This is a genomic window from Rhodovulum viride (assembly GCF_003265965.1).
GTDB classification, from domain to species: Bacteria; Pseudomonadota; Alphaproteobacteria; order Rhodobacterales; family Rhodobacteraceae; genus Rhodovulum; species Rhodovulum kholense.
The window spans coordinates 117,384-141,731 of the sequence record NZ_MUAV01000005.1; the positions used below are offsets into that span (position 1 = coordinate 117,384).

23 protein-coding genes are annotated in these 24,348 nt (G+C 68.4%); 11 read left to right on the plus strand and 12 right to left on the minus strand.

Annotation, left to right across the window (positions count from 1 at the left end; translation table 11 throughout):
• Positions 1 to 94 precede the first annotated feature (94 nt).
• Entirely contained in the window at positions 95 to 1,324 is a 1,230-nt protein-coding gene (locus BYZ73_RS05810; protein WP_112315243.1) for a TIGR03862 family flavoprotein, read from the plus strand.
• Positions 1,325 to 1,327: 3 nt separating this feature from the next.
• Here the strand turns inward: BYZ73_RS05810 and BYZ73_RS05815 are convergent, their stop codons facing one another.
• The 5 genes from BYZ73_RS05815 to BYZ73_RS05835 all read right to left on the minus strand — a co-directional run bounded on the left by BYZ73_RS05815 (position 1,328) and on the right by BYZ73_RS05835 (position 6,771).
• Positions 1,328 to 1,915 carry a glutathione S-transferase family protein gene (locus BYZ73_RS05815; RefSeq protein ID WP_112315244.1) on the minus strand — a complete coding sequence of 196 codons (588 nt, stop codon included), beginning with the start codon at positions 1,913 to 1,915 and terminating at the stop codon, positions 1,328 to 1,330.
• A gap of 53 nt (positions 1,916 to 1,968) precedes the next feature.
• Positions 1,969 to 2,997 carry a DNA polymerase III subunit delta gene (holA, locus tag BYZ73_RS05820; RefSeq protein ID WP_112315245.1) on the minus strand — a complete coding sequence of 343 codons (1,029 nt, stop codon included), beginning with the start codon at positions 2,995 to 2,997 and terminating at the stop codon, positions 1,969 to 1,971.
• Entirely contained in the window at positions 2,994 to 3,497 is a 504-nt protein-coding gene (gene lptE, locus BYZ73_RS05825) for an LPS assembly lipoprotein LptE (protein WP_108025787.1), read from the minus strand. Before lptE ends, holA begins: the two co-directional genes overlap by 4 nt.
• The gene (gene leuS, locus BYZ73_RS05830; protein WP_112315246.1) at positions 3,484 to 6,105 is read right to left on the minus strand and encodes a leucine--tRNA ligase; all 2,622 of its coding nucleotides are present in this window, start codon (positions 6,103 to 6,105) and stop codon (positions 3,484 to 3,486) included. Before leuS ends, lptE begins: the two co-directional genes overlap by 14 nt.
• Positions 6,106 to 6,249: 144 nt before the next feature.
• Entirely contained in the window at positions 6,250 to 6,771 is a 522-nt protein-coding gene (locus tag BYZ73_RS05835; protein ID WP_112315247.1) for a DUF3576 domain-containing protein, read from the minus strand.
• Positions 6,772 to 7,076: 305 nt separating this feature from the next.
• Here BYZ73_RS05835 and BYZ73_RS05840 point away from each other — a divergent pair, with 305 nt between their 5' ends.
• From BYZ73_RS05840 to BYZ73_RS05875, 9 genes are all read left to right on the plus strand, one after another.
• The gene (locus BYZ73_RS05840; RefSeq protein WP_112315248.1) at positions 7,077 to 8,123 is read left to right on the plus strand and encodes a porin; all 1,047 of its coding nucleotides are present in this window, start codon (positions 7,077 to 7,079) and stop codon (positions 8,121 to 8,123) included.
• A 154-nt stretch (positions 8,124 to 8,277) separates the two neighbouring features.
• On the plus strand, positions 8,278 to 8,763 hold the full coding sequence (locus tag BYZ73_RS22685) for a hypothetical protein (protein WP_181497969.1): 486 nt from the start codon (positions 8,278 to 8,280) through the stop codon (positions 8,761 to 8,763).
• A complete protein-coding gene (locus tag BYZ73_RS05845) occupies positions 8,703 to 10,448 on the plus strand; it encodes a tetratricopeptide repeat-containing sulfotransferase family protein (RefSeq protein WP_181497970.1) in 1,746 nt (581 codons plus the stop codon). Before BYZ73_RS22685 ends, BYZ73_RS05845 begins: the two co-directional genes overlap by 61 nt.
• On the plus strand, positions 10,438 to 11,091 hold the full coding sequence (locus tag BYZ73_RS05850; RefSeq protein ID WP_108025795.1) for a YggS family pyridoxal phosphate-dependent enzyme: 654 nt from the start codon (positions 10,438 to 10,440) through the stop codon (positions 11,089 to 11,091). Before BYZ73_RS05845 ends, BYZ73_RS05850 begins: the two co-directional genes overlap by 11 nt.
• Positions 11,092 to 11,245: 154 nt before the next feature.
• Entirely contained in the window at positions 11,246 to 12,442 is a 1,197-nt protein-coding gene (locus BYZ73_RS05855) for a GTP-binding protein (RefSeq protein WP_112315250.1), read from the plus strand.
• On the plus strand, positions 12,439 to 12,687 hold the full coding sequence (locus BYZ73_RS05860; protein WP_220086793.1) for a DUF6525 family protein: 249 nt from the start codon (positions 12,439 to 12,441) through the stop codon (positions 12,685 to 12,687). The genes BYZ73_RS05855 and BYZ73_RS05860 overlap by 4 nt, the downstream gene beginning before the upstream one ends.
• Positions 12,688 to 12,793: 106 nt before the next feature.
• Positions 12,794 to 13,231 carry a MarR family winged helix-turn-helix transcriptional regulator gene (locus BYZ73_RS05865; protein ID WP_108025801.1) on the plus strand — a complete coding sequence of 146 codons (438 nt, stop codon included), beginning with the start codon at positions 12,794 to 12,796 and terminating at the stop codon, positions 13,229 to 13,231.
• A gap of 47 nt (positions 13,232 to 13,278) precedes the next feature.
• Positions 13,279 to 14,850, plus strand: coding sequence for an MFS transporter (locus BYZ73_RS05870; RefSeq protein WP_245943061.1), 1,572 nt, complete (start codon positions 13,279 to 13,281; stop codon positions 14,848 to 14,850).
• Positions 14,851 to 14,860: 10 nt separating this feature from the next.
• Positions 14,861 to 15,913: an HlyD family secretion protein gene (locus tag BYZ73_RS05875; protein ID WP_112315252.1), complete on the plus strand. Its 1,053-nt coding sequence runs from the start codon at positions 14,861 to 14,863 to the stop codon at positions 15,911 to 15,913.
• A 15-nt stretch (positions 15,914 to 15,928) separates the two neighbouring features.
• Here the strand turns inward: BYZ73_RS05875 and BYZ73_RS05880 are convergent, their stop codons facing one another.
• From BYZ73_RS05880 to BYZ73_RS05910, 7 genes are read right to left on the minus strand one after another with little or no spacing between them, the layout of a single operon-like run.
• The gene (locus BYZ73_RS05880; RefSeq protein WP_112315253.1) at positions 15,929 to 16,903 is read right to left on the minus strand and encodes an N-carbamoyl-D-amino-acid hydrolase; all 975 of its coding nucleotides are present in this window, start codon (positions 16,901 to 16,903) and stop codon (positions 15,929 to 15,931) included.
• Positions 16,900 to 18,156, minus strand: a complete 1,257-nt coding sequence (locus BYZ73_RS05885; RefSeq protein WP_112315254.1) for a Zn-dependent hydrolase — start codon at positions 18,154 to 18,156, stop codon at positions 16,900 to 16,902. The genes BYZ73_RS05880 and BYZ73_RS05885 overlap by 4 nt, the downstream gene beginning before the upstream one ends.
• Entirely contained in the window at positions 18,153 to 19,394 is a 1,242-nt protein-coding gene (locus tag BYZ73_RS05890; protein ID WP_112315308.1) for a diaminopropionate ammonia-lyase, read from the minus strand. Before BYZ73_RS05890 ends, BYZ73_RS05885 begins: the two co-directional genes overlap by 4 nt.
• 14 nt (positions 19,395 to 19,408) lie before the next feature.
• Entirely contained in the window at positions 19,409 to 20,182 is a 774-nt protein-coding gene (locus BYZ73_RS05895) for an ABC transporter permease (RefSeq protein ID WP_112315255.1), read from the minus strand.
• Positions 20,183 to 21,040 (minus strand): ABC transporter permease, encoded by an 858-nt coding sequence (locus BYZ73_RS05900; RefSeq protein WP_112315256.1) that lies wholly within the window; start codon positions 21,038 to 21,040, stop codon positions 20,183 to 20,185.
• Positions 21,040 to 22,122 carry an ABC transporter ATP-binding protein gene (locus BYZ73_RS05905; protein WP_112315257.1) on the minus strand — a complete coding sequence of 361 codons (1,083 nt, stop codon included), beginning with the start codon at positions 22,120 to 22,122 and terminating at the stop codon, positions 21,040 to 21,042. Before BYZ73_RS05905 ends, BYZ73_RS05900 begins: the two co-directional genes overlap by 1 nt.
• A 2-nt stretch (positions 22,123 to 22,124) precedes the next feature.
• Entirely contained in the window at positions 22,125 to 23,192 is a 1,068-nt protein-coding gene (locus BYZ73_RS05910; protein WP_112315258.1) for a substrate-binding domain-containing protein, read from the minus strand.
• A 261-nt stretch (positions 23,193 to 23,453) separates the two neighbouring features.
• Between BYZ73_RS05910 and BYZ73_RS05915 the strand changes: the two genes are divergently transcribed.
• Positions 23,454 to 24,347, plus strand: coding sequence for a MurR/RpiR family transcriptional regulator (locus BYZ73_RS05915; RefSeq protein ID WP_112315309.1), 894 nt, complete (start codon positions 23,454 to 23,456; stop codon positions 24,345 to 24,347).
• The last annotated feature ends 1 nt before the right edge of the window (position 24,348 follow it).

The following is a 24,348-nucleotide window of genomic DNA, read 5'->3' on the forward strand; positions in this document are numbered from 1 at the left end:
CCGCCCGGCCTTGCTGCTGCGATGTTGCCGAGGCAGAGGATGCAGAGGCCGCCGTGCATGGTGCCGCGCGGCTGGGCGGAACGGAGGTGCGGCCATGAGCGACAGGGCAGGAATGCAGGACGCTGCGCCGGAGCAGGCGGCCGAACGGCTTCCGGCGCTGGTCGTGGGCGCGGGTCCGGCCGGTCTGATGGCGGCCGAGGCGTTGGGCGCGGCGGGCGTGCCGGTCGTCATTGCCGAGGCGCTGGCCGCGCCCGCGCGCAAGTTCCTGATGGCGGGCAAATCGGGGTTGAACCTGACCAAGGCCGAACCGTTCGAGCCCTTCCTTGCCGCCTATGCCGAGGCTGGTCCACGACTTCGGCCTATGCTTGAGGCCTTCGGCCCGGACGAGGTCTGTCGCTGGGCCGAGGGACTGGGCCAGCCGGTCTTTGCGGGCAGCACCGGTCGGGTCTTTCCGAACGCGATGAAGGCCTCGCCGCTTTTGCGCGCCTGGCTTGGGCGGCTCGCGGGGCAGGGCGTGCAGCTCAGGCGGCGCTGGCGCTGGGCTGGCTGGGACCACGATACCTCGGTCTTCGAGACGCCCGAAGGGCCGCGTCGGGTCGCGGCCGGGGTCACCATTCTGGCTTTCGGAGGGGCGAGTTGGGCAAGGTTAGGGTCAACCGGGGCCTGGGCCGGGCCGCTCATCCAAGCGGGGCTGCCGCTGGCGCCCTTCGCGCCCGCCAATGTCGGGCTCAAGGTCGACTGGTCGGGGCCGATGGCCCGCCATTTCGGGCTGCCGGTCAAGGGCGTGGCGCTGCGGGCAGGCGCCGGGCCCTGGCACCGGGGCGAGTTCGTGATCTCGGCGCGCGGGCTCGAGGGCGGGGGGATCTATGCGCTGTCCCGGCCGCTGCGCGACGGGGCGCCGCTGGTCGCCGACCTTCTGCCTGACCGGACGCCCGACTGGGTGGCGGACCGGCTGTCGCGGCCACGCGGCAAGGCGAGCCTTTCGAACCATCTGCGCAAGGCGCTGGGGCTCGACCCGGCGCGGCTGGCGCTGCTGATGGAATTCGGCCGCCCGCTGCCCGAAGGGCCCGCGCTGGCGGCGCGGATCAAGGCGCTGCCCATCGCCCATGCCGGGCCGCGATCGATCGACGAGGCGATCTCGACCGCGGGCGGGCTGATGTGGCAGGCGCTCGATCCCGACCTGATGCTGACCGCGCGGCCTGGGACCTTCGCGGCCGGAGAGATGCTGGACTGGGAGGCGCCGACCGGCGGCTATCTGCTGACCGCTTGTCTGGCGACAGGCCGCTGGGCCGGGCAGGCGGCGGCCCGTCGGCTGGCGCGCTAGCCCTCAGGCGGCCTGGGCGCGCCGGTAGGCGGGGCGGGTGCGCATCCGGGCCAGATACTCGGCCAGCCGGGGCTGGGTGATCGGGAAATGCGCGGCCTCGGCCCAGTCGCCGCAATGGGTCAGGATGATGTCGGGCACGGTCATTTCGGGGCCCAGCAGGAACGGCCCGGGACCCATGCGCCCGACCAGAACCTCCTGGCTGCGGGTGAATTCCCATTTCAGGCTGTCCTTGATCGCCGATTGTCGCAGCTCTTCGGGCAGCACGAAACTGTGCCGCGCCGCCATCCACAGCGCCGAGTCGAACTCGTCCAGCAGGAACTGGGTCATGCTGTCCTGAATGGCGCGCGCGATGGTGCCCCCCTGCTGGGTCAGCTGCCCGTGCCGGTCGGCCAGAAAGGTCAGGATCGCGGTCGAATCGAGGATCGGCACCCCGTCGGCGATCAGCACCGGCACCTTCCCCGCGGGATTGAGCGCCACCACATCCTCGGACCGGGGCAGCGCGGGCACATGCTCGTAATCGAGCCCCAGTTCCTCCATTATCCACAGCACCCGCCGCGCGCGACTGTTGCCGCTGCCAATGACCCGATACATCGCCACATCCCCCTTGGCACGTTCCTCAGGGGTTCCAGCAAAACGCGGCGCGGTCAAGGGCGCCGCGAGGCCAGAACCGCCAGCTTGACGAGGCTGCGTTCGATCAGGGCCATCTGCGGGGCGCGCTGGGACGAACGCAGCTGCAGGTCGGTATCGAGCAGCAGCCCCAGCGCCTGTTCCAGCCGGTGCATGCCCCAGCCCTGCGCCTGCCGCACCATCCGGTCGCGCGCCTTGAAATGGACCGGCGGGCGCAGCCGGTTGATCCCCGAGGCGGCGCCATCGGGATCGGCGGCGGCGGCGTGCAACTGGCGGAAATGCCGCGTCGCTGCAATGCAGAGCGTGACCGGCGCCATCCCCTGCGCCTGCAACCGGCGCAGCAGCGGGCCGATCTCGGCGGTCTTCGCCTCGGCCACCGCATGGATCAGCGCATCGGCCTCGGCCTCCGTCGAACGTGGCGCGCAGGCGGCCACGTCCTCGGGCGTCAGCGGTGCGGGATCGTCCAGCTTGTAAAGCACGACCTTCTCGACGGTCTGGCGAAAGTCGCCGGGGTCGAGCGCGGTGGCCAGGTCCAGCAGAGTGCCCATCGCCGCGCGGTCGACCGTTCCCAGCCCGGCCTCGGCCAGCATCGCCTCGATCTCGGGGCGGCCGGGCGGATCGTCGTAGATGCCGATGGCATAGGCGTCGGGATGCGCCTCGAAGGCCTTTCGCAACGCCGATTTGGGCGGCAGCTGGCGCGCGGTCAGCACGATCTGCGCGTCGCCCTTCTGCCAGTCGGCCAGCGCCCCGAGGATCCGGTCGGCCAGCGCATCGGTCGCCTCGTCCAGAAACACAACGCGAGGCCCGGGAAAGAAGCCGCGCGCCTTGACCGCATCGGTCAGCGCCGCCGGGTCGCTGCGCAGGTCGGCGGCGGACAGCCGGGTCAGCCGCATCTCTTCCTCGGCATTCGGGCCCAGAAGGGCGGCGATCACCTGCTGGCGCTTCAGCGCCACGCGCATCGCGTCATTGCCATAGATCAGAAGCCCCGCGCGGTCCGGTTCGGGCCGCGCGAAATACCCCGTGGCCTCCCGCGGGGAAAGCTTCATTGCGCCCAGGCGCCGGAGCTGGCGAGAAGCCGCGTCACCATCTCGTCGGCGAGAATCACCATCAGCCGCCGGTAGGCGTCCTGTTCTGCGGCGCGGGTCGCGACCGTGCTGCCGGTTGCCGAATAGGCCGTGAAGGACGCGACCTCGCCCGACTGCACCACCTGCCCGCTGTCGAGATCGCGCAGCTGGAAGCTGACCCGCCCGGTGATGTTGTAGCGTGTGGTGTCCTGCGCGGCGGTGACGCCCAGACCCTCGCTGTCGGTGTCGATGCCGTAGGCCAGCCGCCAGCGCGGCGCCTCGGCCCGGCCAAGCCGGGTCTCGAGCTCTTCGACCAGCATGAAGCCCACCACCGAGTCGGGCGCATCGACGGCAATCTTGCCGCGCAGCCCTTCGGCCGGGCCGCCGGTCCCGTAGACCGGGCGAAAGCCGCAGCCCGCCAGCGCGAGCCCCGCGGCGGTCAGCCCGGATATCAGAAAGGCGCGGCGGTCAGACGACGACATTGACGATGCGGCCCGGGACGACGATCAGCTTTTTCGGGGCGCCGCCATTCAGCGCCTTGATCACAGCATCGTCGGCAAGCACCAGCTTTTCAACCTCTTCCTTGGGCATGTCCTTGGCCACCTGGATCTCGGACCGGCGCTTGCCGTTGATCTGGATCGGCAGCGTCACCGTATCCTCGACCAGCATCGCCGGATCGGCCTTGGGCCAGGGCGCCTCGGCCACCAGCCCGGGATTGCCCAGCGCCTCCCAGACCTCTTCGGCCAGGTGCGGGGTCATGGGCGCCATCAGCTGCGCCATGACCGTCGCGGCCTCTCGTCGCGCGGCAAGGGAGGCCGTGGATTTGGCCAGGGTATTGGTAAAGGCGTAAAGTTTTGCCACCGAGGTATTGAAGCCGAAACTTTCGATACCCATTGTCACATCGTGGATGGTTTTGTGCAGGGCGCGGCGGAGGGCCAGGTCGTCTCCCCCCCTTTCGGCCGCGCCCGGACCGTTCGCATCGGCTGACGCGGTCGCTGGCGCCTCTTCCTCATAGGCCGCGATCCCGCCGCCGTTCAGTTCCTCGACAAGACCTTCGGCGATGCGCCAGACCCGGCCCAGATGCCGGAACGCCGCCTCGGCGCCCGCCGCCGTCCATTCGACATCGCGTTCGGGCGGGCTGTCGGACAGCACGAACCAGCGCGCGGTATCGGCCCCGAAGGCCTGGATGATGTTGACCGGATCGACGACGTTCTTCTTCGACTTCGACATCTTGGCCGAGGGCACGATCTCGACCGTTTCGCCGGTCGCCTTCAGCGCGCCGTTCTCGACCTCTTCGGGCAGGTGATAGACCGGACGGCCCTTGTCGTCGCGGGTCATGTAGATTTCGTGCGTGACCATGCCTTGGGTGAACAGCGCGTCGAAGGGCTCGATCGCCTTCTTCGGCAGGTGGCCGGTGATCTGCATCGCCCGGGCGAAGAAGCGCGAATAGAGCAGATGCAGGATCGCATGCTCGATCCCGCCGATATACTGGTCGACATTCATCCAGTAGTCGGCATCGGCCATCTGGGTCGGGGTGGCCGCATGGGGGGCTGTGAAGCGCGCGAAATACCAGGACGAATCGACGAAGGTGTCCATCGTGTCCGTTTCGCGCTTCGCCGGTTTGCCGCAGGCCGGGCAGGCGCAATCGCGCCAGGTCGGGTGCCGGTCCAGCGGGTTGCCGGGCTGGTCGAAGGTCACGTCATCGGGCAGGCGGACCGGCAGGTTTTCCTTCTTCTCGGGCACCACGCCGCACTCGGGGCAATGCACCACCGGGATCGGGCAACCCCAGTAGCGTTGCCGCGAGAGACCCCAGTCGCGCAGGCGGAACTTGGTCACGCCCTGGCCGATGCCCTTCTCTTCGCAATGGCGAATCGCGGCCTCGATGGCCTCTTCGCCGCTGGCGATCTCGTCCCAGGCGAAGGCTTTCAGCCAGCGGACCTTTTCGGGCTTCGCCGGTACGAAAGCCTCGGTGCCGACCGGCGAGCCGCCGTCCAGCGCCACGAAGGTGTCGATCACCGGAAGCCCGTATTTCCGCGCGAAATCGAGGTCGCGCTGATCATGGGCCGGGCAGCCGAAGATGGCGCCGGTGCCGTAATCCATCAGGATGAAGTTGGCGATATAGACCGGCAGTTCCCACGTCTCGTCAAAGGGATGGCGCACTTTCAGACCGGTGTCGAAGCCCTTCTTCTCGGCCTTTTCCAGCTCTTCTTCCGAGGTGCCCATGCGGCGGCACTCGGCGCAGAAGGCAGCCACCTCGGGGTTCTCGGCCTCAAGCGCCTTCGCCAGCGGATGGTCGGGCGAGATGCCCAGAAAGCTTGCGCCCATCAGCGTGTCGGGCCGGGTGGTATAGACCTCGACCCGGTCGAAGCCTTCGGGCGCCGCGACCAGATCGAAGCCCATCTGCAGCCCGCGGCTGCGGCCGATCCAGTTGCGCTGCATCAGCTTGACCTTCTCGGGCCAGTTGTCGAGCCCGTCCAGCGCCTCCAGCAGCTCCTCGGCGAAATCCGAGATCTTGAAGAACCATTGCGTCAGCTCGCGCCGTTCCACGGGCGCGCCCGACCGCCAGCCCTTGCCCTCGATCACCTGCTCGTTGGCCAGAACGGTCATGTCGACCGGGTCCCAGTTCACGGTCGCGTTCTTGCGATAGACCAGCCCCGCGCCCAGCATGTCGATGAACATCGCCTGCTGCTGGCCATAGTATTCGGGGTCGCAGGTCGCGAATTCGCGCGACCAGTCGATGCTGAGGCCCAGCGGCTTCATCTGCGCGCGCATGTCGGCGATGTTGCCATAGGTCCAGTCCTTCGGATGGCCGCCCCGCTCCATCGCGGCGTTTTCGGCGGGCATCCCGAAGGCGTCCCAGCCCATCGGGTGCAACACGCTGAACCCGCAGGACATCTTGTAGCGCGCCACCACATCGCCCATCGTGTAGTTGCGCACATGGCCCATGTGGATGCGCCCCGAGGGATAGGGGAACATCTCGAGCACGTAGTATTTCGGCCGGGCTTCGTCGCGGGTGGCGGCGAAGGTGCCGCCCGCCTCCCATGCGGATTGCCATTTCGGCTCGATCTCGGCTGGGGTGTAGCGCGCCATGTCTTGCGGTCCTCGGTACTTCGTTGCGGGCGGTCGGTGCGGGGCACGGCGATGTCAATAGTCGCGCAGGCGCAAGGCGTCCAGAGCCGCCTGCGCCGCGTGGCCGTATCAAGCCCGCACGTCCGGGCGGGCTTCGGGAGAAGGCTAGAGCCGGCTGTCGCGGACGCGAAGCTGGCGGGCGCGGGTCAGGATCGCGTCCTCGACGGCGCGCACGGTTTCCTGGCTGACAGCGCCGCCCTTCGATTGCAGCGACACTTTCAGCGACCGCGCATCAAGCGCCGGGTCCTGCACATAGACGGTGGCACGATAGGCACGGCCGCCCCCGGGCGGGGTGCCGTAATCGGTCGCGATCACGCCGGTAAAGGGATCGACCGACCGAATCGGCAGGAAATTCAGCACTTCCAGCGAGGCCTGCCAGAGGTATTTGTTGACCTCGACGGTCACATTGGGGTCGTCGCTGTTGAACAGGTCCCAGACGGTCGATTTCGACTGACGCTCGCGCTCGCGCTCGACCTCGGCCATGGGTGTGTTCTGGTACTGCGCATCCAGGTTGGCCTGCCGCGCCTCGGGGTCCGAGCTGCCGCCGAACCATCCGCCGCCGCAGCCCGAAAGACCGGCCGTTGCCACGGCGATCAGCGCCACGCGCGAGAAGCTGGAAACGGTCATTCTCACTATCCCCTTCGATCCTTTTCGGGTCTTTACCGGAGGCACGGAAAGCCGACAAGGTTTTTCCCTTTTCAAAGGCTCGTTTGCGCGCGCGTCCCGGAGCAAGGCCGACAGCGGGTGCGGCAGGCTGTCCCGCGGCCTGCCGGGGCAGGACCCGCTGTGTGGCATCGCTGCATCAATCGGGCGGAGCGTTCGCGGCCCCGGACCGTGTTCCTTGCAATTCAGGGGGGGAGGAGCGACACCACGAACATACTCAGTTCGGGGCTCCGGCCTGAGGTGCATCTAGAAACGAATGAGGGAAAACCATGAAAAAGGTTCTCTTCGCGACCACCGCGCTGGTTGCCTCGGCCGGCTTCGCTGCGGCTGACATCACCTTCTCGGGCTCGGCGGAAATGGGTATCGTCGGCGGCGGCAAAGACGCCCCGGGCGTCAACGCCTACACCGGTAACACCCGCGACTCGAGCGTCGAATTCAACAACGACTTCACCCTGACGGTCGTCGGCTCGGGCCAGACCGACAATGGCCTGTCCTTCGGGATCTCGGTCGACTTCTCGACCGAAGCCGAACCGAACGAAAACGGCAACGTCGCGCTCGACAACGAAGCGGTCTTCATCTCGGGCGACTTCGGCACCCTGACCCTGGGTGAAATCGACGGCGCCGTCGACAAGCGCCTGACCGAAACCGCCAACGCGATCGGCCAGGCCACCATCGGCGACGACGAAACCACCCATGCCGGTTACCTCGGCTGGTACGGCGACGGCGCCTACGACAACCAGATCCTGCGCTATGACTATGCGTTCGGCGACTTCGGCTTCTCGGCGTCGATGGAACTGAACGACGACAAGGATCCGCTCAACCCTGACGGCGCCGACGACGGCTACGCCCTGGCGATCAGCTACAACACCGACATGGGCGGTGTGGGCCTCGGCTTCGGCCTCGGCTACCAGTACCTCGAAGTCACCAATGCGGGCTGGGCTCCGGGCAACCTCTTCGACTACGGCTACAGCTACCTCCCCGGCACCCAAGTTGACATCATCGCCGCGTCTGCGACGGCCGACTTCAACAACGGTTTCACGGTTGGTCTGGAATACGCCAACTTCGACGCCGATCAGAACCAAGGTGACATCGATCACTACGGCATCGGCCTGGGCTACACCATCAATGCCCTGTCGCTGGGTGTGAACTACGGCAAGTTCGACACGAGCACTGGCGACGCCGACGGCTACGGCATCACCGCGGCCTACGATCTGGGCGGTGGCGCCACGCTGCTGGCCGGCTACGGCGACTCGGACATCGACAATGACGACCGCGACCTCGAAACCTACTCGCTGGGTATCGCGATGTCGTTCTAAGTCCAACCGGACTTCGAATTGGGAAGAGCGGACCTTCGGGTCCGCTCTTTTCATTTGCGGGGAGGCGTTCGGCGCCCGGCGCCCGGCGCGAAATCGACAAGGCGGCGGCGGCGTGCTACCCCGGCCCCGACACCGCCCCGGAAGGAGTTCGACCATGCTGCCGCTGAGCCAGACCGAGACGAAGCGCCGCTTCGACGAGGCGCAGCGCCTGCAGCGCGCGGGCCGGATCGAGGCGGCCGAAGCGGCCTATCGCGCGCTTCTCGACGGCCAGCCCGGACTGGCCGAGGCCGCGGTCCAGCTGGGCCGGATCGCGTTGGCACGCGGCGCCGCGGACGAGGCCGCGGCCCGGTTCGAAACGGCACGCAGGGCCCGGCCCGCCGAGGCCGCGATCTGGCAGATGGAGGCCGAGGCGCTGGCCCGGCTTGGCGATCCTGCCCGGACCACGCGCTTTCTGAAGGCTGCGCGCAAAGCGGGGCTGCCCGCGGCACTGCTCTCGACGCTCGAGGCCCGGCTTGCCCCCGCGAAAGGCGGCCCCCCCGCGCCCCGCTTGGGTCGGCGCCGCCGCAGGCGGCCGAGGCGGTGCTGGCCGCGTTGCGGGCGGGCCGCCCCGGCGAAGCCGAACGGCGCGCCGAGGTTCTGACCCGGGCGCATCCCGATTCGGCCGTGGCCTTTGCGCTGTTGGCCGCCGCCCAGACAGATCTGGGCAAGACCGCCGCCGCCCGTACGAGCTTCGAGGCGGGGCTGGCGCTGGCCCCCGACTACCCCGAATTGCGCAGTGGGCTCGGTCGGCTTCTGGTGCGGACCGGCGAACTGGCGGCGGGCGTGCGGCACCTGGAGGCCGCACTGGCGCGCGCGCCGAAGAACCCGCTGACGCTGGCCGCGCTGGGCGAGGGGCTCGCCCGGCTCGGGCGCAAGACCGAGGCCGAGGCGGCGCTCCGCCGGGCGGTGGCGGCCGAGCCCCGTTATCTCGACGGGCATCTCGCGCTGGCGCATCTGCTGATGGAGACCGGCGACCCGGCGGCGGCCGAGACGGTCCTGGAGGCGGCGATCGACGCCGGGCATGACCGCGCCATCGTCCGTGTCCGTCTGGCCGAGGCGCAGGCCAAGCAGGGCCGGACCGAGACCGCGCGGGGCAGTTTCGACGCCGCGATTGCCGCCGAGCCGGGTCTGGCGCTGGGCTACAGTCTGCGCGGCATGCTGCTGCAATCGCTGGGTGAGTTTGCCGCCGCCGAGGCGGATTTCCGGCAGGCCATCGCGCTGGAGCCCCGCAACGGCGAGCATTACCGGACCATGCTGGCCACCTACAAGGTGACGCCCGAAGATCCTCTGCTGGCCCAGATGGAGGCGCTTTTCGCCGATCCGGCGCTGGGTGACGAAAGCCGGATGCATCTGGGCTTTGCGTTGTCGGCGGCGATGGAGCAGATCAAGGCGCATGATCGGGTCTTCACCTATCTTCGGCCCGCCAATGACCTGATGCGGGCGCGGCATCCCTATGACATCGCCGAACGCCGGGCCGAGATCGACGCGGTGATGGCCGCCTTCGAGGGCACCGATTTTTCTGAGCGAAAAATCGAGGGCGTCGCGGAGTACGCGCCGATTTTCGTCACCGGCATGCCCCGCTCGGGCACCACTCTGGTCGAGCAGATCGTGGCCAGTCATTCGCGGGTCACGGGCGGCGGCGAAATCGTCTATGTGGCGGCCGAAGCGATGAAGCTGCTGCAGGGGGCGGACGGATTGCGGCCGCTCGACCGGATCGGCGATGCCGAGATCGCGGCGCTGGGCCATCGCATCGAGGCAGAGTTCCGGAGCCGGTTTCCGGGGTCGGATCTGGTGAGCGACAAGTCGATCCAGACCTATATGGTGGCCGGGCTGGTCCGGCTGGCGCTGCCCCGCGCCCGGATCGTGGTCGTGCATCGCGATCCGCGCGACATCTGCCTGTCGATCTACAAGAACATGTTTGCCGAGGGCACGCACCGCTACGCGACCAACCTGCGCGATCTGGGGCTGTACTACCGGATGTTCCTCGAGATGATCGCTTTCTGGCGCAGGAAGCTGCCCGGCGATCTTTACGAGATCCGCTATGAGGACCTGATCGCCGATCCCGAGACCCAGGCCCGGGCGCTGGTCGCGGCCTGCGGACTGGACTGGCAGGACAATTGCCTGAATTTCCACAAGACCGAGCGCCGGGTGGCGACGCTGAGCCTCGCCCAGGTGCGGCAGCCGATCTATGCCACCTCGATGAAGGCCTGGCAGCGGCATGCCGACGAACTGGCCGAACTGACGGAGGCGCTGGGCGATGCAATCGGAGACGACAATGGGGCTTGAGGACATTCGCGCGCGGTTGGCGAACGCGGAACGGACGGCCGGGCGCGCACCCGGGTCGGTGACGTTGATCGCCGTCTCGAAGGTGCAGCCGCTGGAGCGGGTCGAGGCGGTTCTGGAAGAGGGGCAGCGCATCTTCGGCGAGAACAAAGTGCAGGAAGCGGCGGGCAAGTGGCCAGCCTTCCGCGAGCGATTCGGAGAGGTCGAGCTGCACCTGATCGGTCCGCTGCAAAGCAACAAGTCGCGGCAGGCGGTAGAGCTTTTCGATGCGATCCACTCGCTCGACCGGCCCAAGCTGGCCCGGCGTCTGGCCGATCACGCGCAGGAGCGGGGAGCCTGCCCGGATCTCTTCATCCAGGTGAACACCGGGGAAGAGGTGCAGAAGGCCGGGGTGCTGCCCGCGGAGGTGGATGCCTTCATCGCGGAATGCCGGGGGATGGATCTGCCGGTGCGGGGGCTGATGTGCATTCCACCGGTCGAGGAAACGCCGTCCCTGCATTTCGCGCTTCTGGCGAAGATCGCGGCGCGGAACGGGCTGGCCGGTCTTTCCATGGGTATGAGCGACGATTTCGAGCAGGCCGTGGCGCTGGGGGCGACGCATGTGCGCGTCGGCAGCGCGATCTTCGGCACCCGCAGCTACGGCTGAGCAGGCGCCCGATTTTTCTGCGAAAAATCGCACTCGGTGCGGTCTCGCACCGCTGCCCATCCTGTCCCGATCCTGGCGACGGGCGCATCGGTCGCTTGCTTCCGAGTTTATGTTATACTATCACATATGAGATAGTATAACATACAGGTGCCGCATGGCCGACCGCCTTCCCGTAACCGTCCTTTCCGGTTTTCTCGGCGCCGGAAAGACGACGCTGCTGACCCATGTGCTCAACAACCGCGAGGGCCGCCGGGTCGCGGTGATCGTCAACGACATGTCGGAGGTCAACATCGACGCCGATCTCGTCCGGGCCGGTGGCGCGCTGACCCGGGGCGAAGAGCGGCTGGTCGAGATGACCAATGGCTGCATCTGCTGCACGTTGCGCGACGACCTGCTGGTCGAGGTTCGGCGGCTGGCGGAAGAGGGCCGCTTCGATCACCTGCTGATCGAAAGCACCGGGGTGTCCGAGCCGCTGCCGGTCGCGGCCACATTCGAGTTTCGCGACGGCGAAGGCCGGTCTCTGTCGGACATTGCGCGGCTCGACACCATGGTCACTGTGGTCGATGCCGCCAACCTGCTTCGCGACTTCTCGTCTCGCGATTTCCTGGCCGACCGCGGTGAGGACCTCGGCGCTGAGGATGACCGCAGCCTGGTCGACCTTCTGACCGACCAGATCGAGTTTGCCGACGTGATCGTGCTGAACAAGGTCTCTGCCGCCTCGGCCCCGGATCTGGCCGCCGCCCGGACGATCCTGCGTGCGCTGAACGCCGATGCCCGGATCGTCGAAACCGATTTCGGCCGCGTCGCGACGACCGACATCCTCGGCACCGGGCGGTTCAGCTTCGAGGCCGCCCACCGCCACCCGACCTGGGTCAAGGAGCTTTACGGCTTTGCCGATCACGTCCCGGAAGATGCGGAATACGGCATCACCAGTTTCGTCTACCGGACCGAGCGGCCGTTCGACCCGACCCGGCTGGCCGCGTTCTTCGACACCCCGCTGCCGGGCGTGATCCGGGCAAAGGGCCATTTCTGGATCGCAACGCGGCCGCACTGGGCGGGCGAGTTCTCGATGGCGGGTCCGATGGTCGAGGTGCGCGGGCTGGGGCTTTGGTGGGCGGCCGTGCCCGAGGCCCATTGGCCACCCGAAGAGCGCGCGCGCATGGCCGAACGCGTCGCCGGGGAATTCGGCGACCGTCGCCAGGAGCTGGTCTTCATCGGCACGCTCGGGACAATGAACCGTGCCCGTATCACGGCCATGCTCGACCGGTGCCTGGTGCCCGAGACGCGGTTCGAGCCCGAGGCCTGGGCGCGGCTGGCAGACCCGTTTCCGCATTGGGGCCACGGGGCGTGACCGGCAACGCCCGAAGTTCGCTTCGGTCCCGGCGGCGGCTCTGCCCGATGGCGGCGCATGACCGTCTGCCTGCCCCGGCCCGGGCCTGGGCGGCCCGGGCGGTGCTGCCCTGGAGCGCGGCCTCGGTCGCGCGGATCTGGGTCCGCGCCCTGGCCGAGACCGGGTCGGAGGCCGGAGCGCTGGCGCGTCTGGACGCGGCCGAACGGGCGACGCTCGACCGCGAAGCGGGCGCCCGGCGGCGCTGACCTCCCCCCTCGTCGTCGAGACGTCGTGAACCGGACCTGCTTGCCTCTGCCGGACGAAACCTTATCTTCCTAATCATTAGCAGGGTAATTAAAGGGCGATCCGGCGATGCAAGCCGTTCAGAAGACGTTTCTGCCCGAGGTGTTCCGGCTGGTGCGGGGGATCCGCAAGCGGTTCAATGCGCGCGCCACCGCGCTTGACATGACCTATGCGCGGGCACAGGCGCTGGTCACCATCGCCGGTTGCGAGGGGCTGACCCAGGTCGAACTGGCCGAGCGGCTGGATATCCGGACGCCCTCGATGAACCGCACCCTCGATGCGCTCGAGGCGGCGGGTCTGGTCGAACGTCGCTTCTCGGCCGAGGACAAGCGGGTGCGCTGCCTCTATCTGACGGCGGACGCCCGTCGGCAGGCGCGAGATGTCACGGAGTTCACGGACGATCTGCGGCGTGAGGTCTATCGCGGCATCGATCCGGACGAGCTTGACCGGGCGCTGGCGACGATCCGCAAGATCCAGCGGAACCTCGATGCGATGGGCGTCCGATGAGCGAGACGCCGCCTTCCGCTCCCCCCGTGCCAAAACCTCCGCCTTTCGTGCCGAAACCGCTGCCGCTGGCCCTGGCCTATATCGGCGCCTCGCTTTTCATCGGTGTCTCGCAATCGCTGGGGCAGGGCTTTCTGGCAGCCAATATCCCGACGCTGGCCGGCGAGCTTGGCGCAACCCAAAGCCAGACTTCCTGGCTGATCGTGGCCTTCATGGCGCCGCGCGCCTCGTTGCCACTGATGCTGATCAAGATCCGGGCGCAATACGGGCTGCGCCGCTTTGCGGAAGTGTCCATCGCGCTTTATGCGGCGGTGGCGCTTCTGAGCCTGCTGACCGTCGATCTGCGCTCGGCGCTGGTGGTCGAGCTGCTGTCGGGGATCTCGGCGGCGCCCTTGTCGACGCTGGCCATCCTCTATGCGCTGGAACCGCTGCCGCAGCGGCTGAAGATGAGGCTGGGCCTGCCATGCGCGCTGACCTTCATGTCGCTCGGCATGCCGCTGGCGCGGGCGCTCAGCCCAGAGATCCTCACCGATGGCAGCTGGACCAGCATCCTGCTGCTCAAGCTTGGCATGTCGATGGTCTGCCTGTTTCTGGTGTTCCGTTTGCCGCTGCCGCATGGCGACCGGGTCCGGGTGATCCGGGGGCTCGATCTGATCTCGTTCGGACTGATCGCCGCTGCGTTCGGCGGGCTCGTGTCCTGCTTTACCACCGGCTACATCTATTGGTGGACCGCCGCGCCCTGGATCGGACCGGTGCTGGCGCTGTCGATTGCCGGGGTGGTGGCGGCGCTGGTGATCGAGCTGCACCGCAAGGCGCCGCTTCTGGACGTGCGCTGGATCACGACGCCCGAGATCCTGCATCTCAGCGCGGCGCTGCTGGTCTTCCGGATCATCCTGTCCGAACAGACCGCCGGGGCGCCCGGCCTGTTTCAGGCGCTGGGCTACGCGCCCGAACAGATCGCGCCGCTTTTCTGGGTGATCTCGCTGGCCACCGTGGCCGGCGGCGTCGCCTGCGCGCTGGTGATGAAGATCGAGCGCGTACCGGCGATCCATGTGGTGGCGCTTCTGCTGATCGCGGTCGGCTCGGCGCTGGAGGCCCATGCCAATTCCGATGTCAGCCCGGCCCAGCGGATGCTGAGCCAGGGCATGGTCGGCTTTGCCGCGGCGCTGTTCCTGCCATCGGCGATGGCGACCGGGCTGGTCAAGGCGTTCAGCAAGGGTCCGCAATATCTGCTGAGCTTCGTCATCGTCTTTCTGTCGAGCCAGATCCTTGGCGGCACGATCGGCGCGGGGCTCTACCGGACCTTCGTGGCCGCCCGGACCACGGCCCATGCGCAATGGATCGACGCCCAGCTTCAGGTCGGCGACCCGCTGGTGGCCGCCCGGCTGGCCCGGATCCGGGCGCAGCTGTCATCCAGCGTCGCCGATCCGGGCCAGCTGCAGACCCAGGCGGTCGCCCGGCTGGTCTCGGATGTCACCCGCGAGGCGACGGTGTCCGCCTATAACGATGTCTCTGCCTTGATCTCGACGCTTGCCTTCTGCGCGCTTGCCGCGCTGCTGGGGCATATAGCGCGCGACTGGCTGCGGGCGCGGATGGCCGGACCCGGCCCCGCCGCCAAATGAGGTTTCTCACGTGCATATCCTGAAACACCACATCCCCACCTTTCTGATCGTGCTGATCGGCCTTCTCGGCGTCGTCGTCGTTCTTTACGCGTGGCATCTGCCGCCCTTTGCCGGGGACGAGATCCGGACCGAGAACGCCTATGTGCGGGGCAATGTCGCGACGCTGTCGCCGCAGATCGCGGGCTATGTGACCGAGGTGCCGGTATCGGACTTCCAGACCGTGGCGACCGGCGACGTTCTGGTGCGGCTCGACGACCGGACCGCCCGGCAGACCCTTGCGCGGGCCGAGGCCGAACTGGCCAGCGCTCGCGCCGCGCTGAAGGCCAACGACCAGGACATCAACTCTGCCCGCGCCACGCTCGACTCGCGCAAGGCCGCGGCCGAGGCCGCCCGTGCCGCTGTCGACACCGCCCGGGCCGAATGGAACCGGCAGGACCGGCTGCGCGAAAAGGGCGTGATCTCGGCTGCCGATGCCGAGGATTCCCAGCTCAAGCTGCGTCAGGCCGAGGCGGCGCTGACCGAGGCGCTCAGCGATGTCGATGTGGCACGCGAGGATCTGAGCACCGCCAAGGTGCGCACCGACACGCTCAGCGCCAGCGTCACTGCCGAACTGGCGGCGGTCGAGCTGGCCAAGATCGACCTTGAACATACCGCGATCCGTGCGCCCGAAAACGGTCGGCTGGGCCAGATCAATGTGCGGGTGGGGCAATACGTGACCGCGGGCAGCGCCCTGATGTCGCTGGTGTCCGACCGGATCTGGGTGATCGCCAACGTCAAGGAAACCGACCTGTCCGGGCTGCATCCGGGGCAGGCTGTCCGCTTCGATGTCGATGCGCTGGGCCACCGGCCGTTCGCGGGCACCGTGTCGATGCTGTCGCCCGCCACCGCCTCGGAATTCAGCGTGCTCGGCAATTCGACCGCGACCGGAAACTTCACCAAGATCGCCCAGCGGCTTCCGGTCCGGATCGAGATCGATCCCGGCCAGACCGGCGAGGACCGTCTGGCGCCGGGCATGTCGGTCGTCGTGCACGCCCGGCGCGATGGAAATCCGGCCCGGCCGTGACGACCGGGCGGCGCGTCAGTCGCGGTCGAAGCGGCTGCCTTTGGTGATCGCCTCGCGCTCGGCCGCCCGTGCCTCGGCGCCCTCGCAGATCGGGCCGTAATCTCCAGGCTCGCGGTGCAGCGCGAAGTTGAAGATGTTCTTGCGCAGCTCGCTGCAGCGGTCGAGGTCGATCTCGGCGGTCACCACCTCGTCGCCCCGGGTCTGGGCCATCGCCACGATCTCGCCCGTCGGGGCCACGATGCAGCTGCCGCCGATCAGTTCGCAACCTTCCTCGAGCCCGGCCTTGGCGGTGCCGATCACCCAGCAGCCATTGGCATAGGCCCCCGCCTGCAGGCTGAGATGGTTGTGGAAATCCTGCAGATGGTCGTGTTCGGGCGCCTGCGGATAGTGCTGCGGCGTGTTGTAGCCCAGCATGACCAGTTCGGCGCCCCTCAGCGCCAGAACCCGGAAGGTTTCGGGCCAGCGGCGGTCGTTGCACAGGCACATGCCCGCCTTGCCGCCCATGAAGTCGTAGACCGGAAAGCCCAGATCGCCATGTTCGAAATAGCGCTTTTCCAGGTGCTGAAAGCGGCGCCAGTCCTCGGGATGGTAATGCCCCGGCAGGTGAACCTTGCGGTAGCGGCCCGCGATCCGGCCCTCGGGATCGACGAGGATCGAGGCGTTGAAGCGCCGCTTGACCCCGCCCTCTGTCAGCAGTTCGGCAAAGCCCAGATAGAACCCGATGCCCAGTCGCGCCGCGGCATCGAACAGCGGCCGGGTGTCGGCGTTCGGCATCTCGGTCTCGTAAAAGGCATCGAGCGCGGCCTCGTCCTCGATCAGCCAGCGCGGAAAGAAGCTGGTCAGCGCCAGTTCGGGGAAGACGACAAGACGGGCGCCGCGCCGGTGCGCCTCTTTCATCAGCGCCAGCATGCGCGCAACGGCCGAGCTGCGCGGCTCGGTCCGGGCAATGGGGCCCAGCTGGGCAGCGGCGGCGACGATCTTGCGGCTCATTCGGTCTGTCCTTTCTGGTCGACCCGGCCCGCGCGGGCCAGCGCCACCTGCGCCAGCAGGCGGACGCCCGGCGCGATCTCTTCGGGCGCGGTGTATTCGCGGATGTTGTGGCTGATGCCGTCTTGCGAGGGCACGAAGATCATCGCCGAGGGGCAGCGCGGCGCGAACATCTGCGCGTCATGGCCCGCCCCCGAGGGCATGCGCCGGTGTGTCAGCCCCAGCGCCGCGGCCCCCGCCTCGACGGCGTCGACCAGCGTTGCGTCGAAGGCCACCGGTTCGAACCGGGCCAGCGTGCGGCGCGACAGGCGGCAGCCCTCGGCGGCGGCGAAAGCCTCGGCTTGCGCGAAAAGACGGGCCTCGGCCGCCTGAAGCCGGGCCTCGTCGGCGTTGCGCAGATCGACGGTCAGTACGGCGCGTTCGGGGATCACGTTGACCAGATCGGGCGTCAGCGCGATCCGGCCCACGGTCGCGACCTGCGGCGGGCCGAACGCGTCGGCGATGGCCCGCGCCTCGGCCGCGATCCGCGCCGCCACCAGCCCCGCGTCATGGCGCAGCGCCATCGGCGTGGTGCCGGCATGGGCGGCCTGCCCCTCGACCGTGATCTCGGTCCAGGAAATCCCCTGCACCCCGGTCACGACCCCGATGGCAAGCCCTTCGGCCTCCAGCACCGGGCCCTGCTCGATATGCAGCTCCAGATAGGTGTCGGGTGCCAGCGCACCCACCGGGTGGGACCCGGCGGCGCCGATGGCTGCCAGCGCCTCGGCCACGCTGACCCCGTCGATCCCGACCTTGGCCAGTATCTCGTCCAGGTCGAGCCCGCCCTGCGCGACGCCCGATCCCATCATGTCGGGGGCGAAGCGCGCGCCTTCCTCATTGGTGAAGAAGGCCACGGCCAGCGGCCTTTCAGTCTCTATTCCGGCCTGGATCGCACTTTCGATGACCTCGAGCCCGCCCAGAACGCCCAGCACCCCGTCATAGAGCCCGCCGGTCGCGACCGTGTCGATATGCGAGCCCATCACCACCGGCGCGCCACTCGACCGCCCCGGCCGGATCGCCCAGCAATTGCCGATCACGTCGGTATGGACGTCAAGCCCGAGGTCGCGGAACCAGCCGGTGACCAGCGCGCGGCCCTCGGCATCCTCGGGGGTCAGGGCCAGCCGCTTGCAGCCGCCGCCGGGCAGGGCGCCGATCCGGCCCAGTGCGGCGATCCGGCCCATCAGCCGGTCAAGGTCGATCGTCAGGTCCGCTGTCATGCCTCGGCCCTCACCTCGGCGGCCGGGCGCCCGGCCAGTTTCTCGTAAAGCGCGGGGTCGGTGTCGCCCTCGGTACCGAAGAGCAGCACCCGCGAGTCCGGCCCCAGACCCAGCGCCGCCGCGGCCTCGGGGTTGGCGGCGGCAGCCATCAGCGCGGCCAGTCCTGCGACGGCGGATTCGCCCGCGACGATGGCCGGATCGCCCGGCAGGGGACGCGCGAGCCGCCGCATCATCGCCACCGCATCCCTGTCGGCGACCGAGACCGCGGCAAAGGCCAGCGGCTTCAGCACCTCCCAGGCCAGAAGCGAGACCTCGCCGCAGGCAAGCCCCGCCATCAGCGTGTCGAGATCGCCGGTGACGGCGGTGGGCGTGCCCGCGCGGATCGTCTCGACCCAGCAGGCGGAGGCCTCGGGATCGGCCAGGATCGCCTTCGGCGCGGCCGCGCCATGGCGGCGGCGGAACTGGGCTGCCGCCGCCGCCGCGACGCCGCCGACGCCCGTTTGAACGAAGATATGGGTGGGGGCGGCGCCAAGCTGGTCGGCGGCCTCGGCCGCCATCAGTTCATAGCCCTGCATCACGTCCTTCGGGACCTCGGTATAGCCCGGATAGGAGGTGTCAGAGACCACGAACCAGCCCTCGCGGGTGGCGGTCTCCTGCGCCTCGCGGACGCTGTCGTCGTAATTTCCGGCACAGCGGCGGACCTCGGCGCCATAGGCCTCGATGGCGGCCTTGCGGCCCTCGGACACGGTCGCGTGGATGAAGATCGTACAGCGGCAGCCGAACGTGCGCGCGCCCCAGGCGACCGACCGGCCGTGATTGCCGTCGGTGGCGCAGCAGACGGTGATGGCGGAGACGGTTGCGGCATGATCGCCCGCGAGGATCGCCTCTGCCGTCGGTTCGGCGATGCCCTCGCGGGCGGCGATCTCGCGCGCAAGCAGCCGCAGCACCGCATAGGCCCCGCCCAGTGCCTTGAAGCTGCCCAGCCCGAAGCGCCCGGCCTCGTCCTTGTAGTGAAGCCCGGCGATCCCGGCCTCGGCCGCAAGCCCGGGCAGGCTCAGCAGCGGGGTCGGCGCATAGCCAGGCCAGGCGGCGATGGTGGCGCGGGCGCGGGCGAAGGCGGCGTCGTTCAGAACGGCCTCTTGCGCGGGGCCGTAGCCGGGCGCGCAGTGAGGGTTCAGGACGATCTCGGTCCGGGCGCCCTGGCCCAGCGTGTTGGTGAAGGAAAGCGTCTGGGTCATGGTCCCCTGCATGGTCAGTTGAGCCGCCCCGCGCGGTGGCGGATCGCCTCGGCGATCACCACGAGGGCGATATTGCCCAGCACGATCAGCACGGCGAGCGCGTTGAGGCTGGGAGAAAGGTCGAAGCGGAAATCGGACGCCACCAGCACCGACAGCGCCTGCTGGCGACCCGACAGGAAGGCGGTCAGCACATATTCCGACGAGGACAGCACGAAGGCGATCACCCAGGCGGCCATCAGCCCGTTGCCCATCAGCGGCAGCACCACCCGGCGGAAGCTCGACCAGCCCGAGGCGCCCAGATCGGCGGCGGCCTCGATCAGGCGGCGGTCGATGCGGATCAGGACCGAGGCGACGATGACCGTGGTGAAGGGCAGGATGATGACCGACTGCCCCGCGATCACCGTCAGGAGCGAGCGCGACACGCCCAGTTCCTTGAAGAGGATCAGTTGCGCCACGGCAAGGATCAGCCGCGGCACCAGGAAGGGCAGCAGCAGAAGCGCCGCGAAGAGAACGCGGAAGCGGGTGGCGTAGAAGGTCAGCGCCAGGGCCGCGGCAGCCCCTAGGAGCGTGGTCAGAAGCGCCACCGGAAAGGCCACCGCCAGCGTGGTCAGGAACCCGCCGCCCAGACGGCCGTCGCCGAGGATCTCGGCGAACCACTGGCCGGTGACGCCGGTCAGCGGAAAGGCCATGACATCCGAGGCATTGACCGAGAACAGCGCGATCATGGCGATCGGCAGATACATGAAGCCGAAGACGAGGCAGACCCAGAGCGTTCCGAGACGGGACATTCAGGCGCCCTCCGCCACGAGGCTCGACCGCCGGATCAGGGTGGCGCCCGCGCCGAAGCACAGCATCAGGATCGCCAGCATGGTCCAGGCGATGGCCGAGCCCAGCGGCCAGTCGAAGGCGGTGCCAAAGAGGTCGTTGATGGCCGAGATCACGGTCACGCCCGAGGCCCCGCCCAGAAGCTGCGGCGTCAGATAGTCGCCCACCACCATCACGAAGACCATCAGCCCGCCCGCGATCAGCCCGGGCGCGGTCAGCGGCAGCGTCACCCGCCGAAATCGGTCCCGCCCGGGGGCGCCCAGGTCGGCTGCGGCCTCCAGCCAGGCATCGTCGAGGCTTTCGAAGGCCAGCCACAGCCCGATCACCATGAAGGGCAGGTAGTTGTAGGTCAGCGCGATATGGGTGGCGAGCGGGCTGAACAGCAGCCCCTGCAACGGCGCGTCGATGGCGCCAAGCCAGATCAGGCTGCGGTTGATCGCGCCCTCGGCCCCCAGAAGCACCCGCCAGGCGAAGATGCGCAGCAGGTCCCCGGAATAAAGCGGCACCAGCAAGAGCGTCAGCAGCATGGTCTTGGCCGCGCCCGCCCGCTTGGCCAGGAACCAGGCGACGGGATAGCCGATCACGGCGGTGATCGCGGCAACCAGCAGCCCCGATCCGAAGGCGCGCGCGATCAGCCCGCGATAGGTCTCGGACTGCAGGATGCGGGCGTAGTTCTTCAGGCTCGGATCGTGCGAGATGGTGACGAAATCGACCGAGAAGAAGGAATAGGCAAAGAGGATCGCAAGGGGGGCGAGGCAGAGCGCGCCCAGCGCCGCGACCACGGGCATGGCCAGCCAGGTTCCGGCGGATTGCGGGCGCATCAGGCCGCCTCCCGCGCGATCCAGACCCGGTCGGGGTCGAAGGACAGCCGCACCGTCTCGCCCGGGGCGGGGGGCGGCCCGGCATGGGCAACCTGAAAGAGCTGCCCGCTGGCCACGCATTCCAGAAGCCAGTCAGCGCCGCGATAGACCGCGTGGGTCACTTCGGCGGGCGTGCCGGTGTCCCCCAGCGCCACCTGTTCTGACCGCAGGCACAGCACCGCGCGCGCCCCCACGCTCAGCCCGCTCACCCCGGGCACGACATGCCGGCCCAGCGCGGTCTCGATGGCATAGCTCTTGCCGACCTGACCGAGGATGCGCCCCGGCAGGCACGAGGCGCCACCTATGAAATCGGCCACATAGGCGGTGGCGGGGCGGGTGTAGATGTCGCCCGGCGCGCCCTGCTGTTCGATCCGGCCGTCGCGCATCACGACGATCCGGTCCGACAGGGCAAAGGCCTCTTCCTGGTCGTGGGTCACATGCAGGAAGGTCATGCCCAGCCGCCGTTGCAGGTCCTTCAGCTCGATCTGCATGTCCTTGCGCATCCGGCGGTCGAGCGCCGACAGCGGCTCGTCCAGCAACAGAAGGCGCGGTTCGTTGACGATGGCGCGGGCCAGCGCCACGCGCTGTTGCTGGCCGCCCGACAGCTGGCGCGGCCGCCGGTCGGCCATGGCCTCCATCCGGACGGTCGCCAGCGCCTCGCGGGCGCGGGCCTTGATCCTGTCCTTGGGGACCGACCGATAGCTGAGCCCGAAGGCCACGTTTTCCAGAACCGACAGATGCGGGAACAGCGCGTAGCTTTGAAAGACGGTGTTGATCGGACGCCGGTTCGCGGGCAGATCGTCCAGTCGCATCCCGTCCAGCATCAGCGCGCCCGATCCGATGGCCTCGAAGCCCCCGACCATGCGCAGGAGCGTGGTCTTGCCGCAGCCCGAGGGCCCCAGCAGGGTCACATAGCTTTCATGCGCCAGCGACAGGTCGATCCCCCGCACCGCCTGCACCGACCCGTAGGACTTGTGCAGCGCGATGACCTCCAGCAGCGGGCGCGTCCGGCGCCCGGCTGCGGTTTTTGCGGCAACAGCCATTCTCAGCTGGCCTTCACTTCGTTCCAGAGGGCGACCCAGTCGCCATAGCGGGGCGGGTTCTGCTTCCAGACGAAGCTGTCCATCACCGACAGGTCCTTGACGAAGATCTTGTCCTGCTGCTCGTCGCTCAACAGGTCGCGCGCGGCCGAGGTCGATTGCGCATAGGGGCCGCCCACCGCCAGCATCTTGCCGTAATCGGGGCCCAGCAGGTAGTCGACCAGCGCGAAGGCCGCGTCGAGCCGCGCACCCTCGACACCCTTCGGTACGGCGATGGTATCGCACCAGCCGATGACGCCTTCCTTCGGCTTGGCCATGCCCATGTCGATGCCTTTGGCGCGAAGATCGTAATAGGGCGGCACCCAGGAGAAGGCGCAGACCACCTCGCCGGTGGCAAAGAGGTTGGTCAGGTCGCCGATCGAGTTCCAGTAGGTGCGCAGCTTCGATTTCTGGATCTTCAGAACCTTCTTCACCTCGGCCAGCTGGCGGTCGTCCATGGTGAACATCTCGGATTCGGGGATGCCCAGATACATCGCCGCGATCATGATGCCTTCCAGCGCATAGTCGCGCATGGCCAGCTTGCCGTTATAGGCGTCGCCCTCGAAGAAGACCGACCAGTCGGGCTCGGCTTCCATCAGATCGGCGCGGTAGACGATGGGGTTGATGCCCCAGTAGAACGGGATGCCGTAGGTCTGTCCGTCGACCTTGCCCAGCGGCGTCTGCTTGAAGGTGTCGTAAAGCTTGGCGGCGTTCGGCACCCTGGCAAAGTCGATGGGCTGCAGCAGGTCCGAGGCGGTGTAATATTCGACCTTGTCGAGCCCGGGCGTGATCAGGTCGACGGAATCGGCACCGCCGGCGCGCAGCTTGGCGAACTGTTCGTCATCGGTGCCGATGAAGGTCTTGGTCAGGGAGATGTCGTTGGCGGCAAGGAACGGGGCAAGGTAGTCGTCCTTGGCGAGGTTCTCCCAGGTCATCCACAGGATGCCGGTGGCGGCATCGGCCCGGAAGGCGGGTCCAAGCGCGCCCAGCGCCGTCCCGGCCAGGGCCGTCTTCAGAAGGTCTCTGCGGTTCATGCGGTGTCCTTTCGTAGCGGAATGGGAAGGGGCAGGCCGTCCTGGCGTCAGACTGGAAATGAAAATGAATTTTCGCAAAATATAAAATAGCGAAACTATGATTTCATCCCTCATCTGCCGCACGAATGGGCGTCTCGCATCGGGATGCGCCTCGAAATCAAGCGCAAGATGTTTGCCGGGCCGTCCGGACAGGAGCGCCAGAGGCGGAGTGAAAACAGATTTGCGCCTGAGTCGGTTCTGTGAAAACGTCGCGCCATGACCATGCCCGGCGCGCAAATGGAAGACGGGGCCGAACCGGCCGGATCGCTGCTCAAGCGGATCCACCGGGCCTATGACGGCCTGCCGGGGGGCGAACGCAAGGTGGCCGACGCGATCCTGTCGGCGCCGCACGAAATGGCGGTCTGGACCGCCTCGGAGCTGGCGGCGCAGGCGGGCGTGTCGAACGCCACGGTCAGCCGGATCGTGCAGCGGCTTGGCTATCGCAATTTCGAAAGCGCCCGGCTTGATGCGCGCAAGCTGCGCGAGACCGGCTCGCCCCTGTTCATGACCGAAGAGACCGAGCCGGGGCAGGAGGGGCGACCCTTCGCCCGGCTGATCCGGGCCGAGGCCGACCTGATCGAGGCGACGCTGACACGGGTCGATCCGGCGCTGCTGCGCGAGGCGGCCGGGGCCTTGGGGCAGGCGCGGCGGGTGCGGGTCATGGGCTTTCGCAACAGCCGGTTCCTGGCCGATTACCTGACCGCCCAGCTGGCCCAGATCCGGCCCGATGTCGCGCCGCTGCTTCTTGATGGACAGACCGCGGCCGAGGGCATTGCCGGGCTCGGCCCCGAGGATGTGGCAGTCATCGTCGGGCTCCGGCGGCGCCCGGCGCGGTTCTCGCGGCTGGTGCAGGCGGTGGCCGCGCGCGGCACGCGGGTGCTGCTGGTCTGCGATGCCAGCCTGCGCGGCGCCCCGGCCCATGCCGTCTGGACCTTCACCTGCGCGGTGGAAACCCGCACGCCGCGCGATTCCTATGCGGGCGCGCTGGCGCTGATGCGGCTTCTGGCGACGGACTGCGCTGCTGCGCTGGGCGAGGCGGGCCTTTCGTACCTGAACGAGGTCGAGACCCTGCGCGAGGATCTCGACGAACTGGAACTGTCCGACCCGGGCACCTGAG